Origin of the sequence: Sphingomonas sp. BAUL-RG-20F-R05-02 (assembly GCF_022662305.1) — a bacterium.
Classification (GTDB): domain Bacteria; phylum Pseudomonadota; class Alphaproteobacteria; order Sphingomonadales; family Sphingomonadaceae; genus Sphingomonas.
Genome location: NZ_JAKNQH010000058.1, coordinates 1 through 1,352, shown reverse-complemented (window position 1 = coordinate 1,352; position 1,352 = coordinate 1). Strand labels below are relative to the sequence as shown.

Sequence of the window (1,352 nt, the reverse complement as noted above, 5' to 3'; positions counted from 1 at the left end):
GGTTGTGTAACACGAGGTCTGGAAATTCGTTTGGCCGTGCGGCTTTAAGCTGGTGCCGGGGCATGCCCCGGCACCAGCTGCCCATCTTCGGCATTCCATGGAGTTGCAACACAACCGTGGAGAAAACGAATGGACAATGCGCACGATACAGTGATCGAGGCGGTGCTGGAACAGTTGATCGAGCAGGGCCCCGAAGGCATCGCGACGGTGTTCGCGCGCACCTTCGAGATGGCAATGCGGATTGAGCGCGAACGCTTCCTGGGCGCGCAGCGTTACGAGCGTACACCCGAGCGACGGGGCTATGCCAACGGCTACAAGTTCAAACGGATCGATACACCAGCCGGCACAGTCAACGTGGCCGTTCCCAAGACCGCTGGCCATGACGACGAGCCCTTCTTCCCCCGGTCGCTCGAGCGCGGATGCCGCTCGGTGCGCGCGGTCATGCTGGCGGTCGCCGAAATGTACGTAAAGGGCGTCTCCACCCGCCAGGCCGAGGCGGTGCTACGCGAGTTCGGGATCGAAGGCCTGTCCTCCTCCCAGGTCAGCCGCGCCGCAGCCATGCTCGACGACGAACTGGAAGCGTGGCGGAACCGCCCGCTTGGCGAAATCCGGTACCTGATCCTCGATGCCCGGTACGAAAAGATGCGCTATGGCGGCGTTGTGCGCGATGCGGCGGTGCTTTCCGCGATCGGCATCGGCCCTGACGAGCGGCGCCGAGTGCTCGGCGTCAGTGTCGCCTTGTCAGAAGCTGAGGTCCACTGGCGCGGTTTCCTTGACGGCCTGGTAGCGCGCGGGATGCGAGGGGTCGAATTCATCGTTTCCGACGATCATGCCGGCCTTCGCGCCGCTCGCCGAGCTGTACTTGGCGCCGCCACCTGGCAGCGATGCCAGTTCCATTTGGCCGCCAATGCTATCCATCACGCGCCCAATGTCGCTATCCGCGGACGCATTGGCGCTGAATTACGCAACGTGTGGAATGCCAGTACCCTGGTCAGAGCCCAGTCAGCGCTCGACGAACTCGTCGCTGCCTACCATGACACCGCGCCAGCTCTCGCCAAGTGGCTGGAGAACACCATTCCTGAAGGCCTCGCCGTCTTCACCCTCCCTGAGCATCATCGTCGGCGCCTTCGAACCTCGAACCCTATCGAGCGCGCCGTCCAGCAGGAGCTCAAGCGCAGGACGGTCAAGGTCAGGGTGTTCCCCAACGACCAGGCTCTCCTGCGCCTCGTCTCCGCCGTTCTCGTCGAGATCGACGAAACATGGGCCTCTGACAGCAAGGCCTACATCAAGTGGGAATGCCGAAATGCCTGAACTCGGCCCAGGCAAATTTCCAGACGTGCGGTTGCACAATC

At 62.9% G+C, this 1,352-nt stretch carries 1 protein-coding gene; it reads left to right on the top strand.

What is annotated here, in order from left to right; all coding sequences use genetic code 11:
• Positions 1–129 precede the first annotated feature (129 nt).
• Entirely contained in the window at positions 130–1,311 is a 1,182-nt protein-coding gene (locus L8F97_RS22405; RefSeq protein WP_242154950.1) for an IS256 family transposase, read from the top strand.
• The last annotated feature ends 41 nt before the right edge of the window (positions 1,312–1,352 follow it).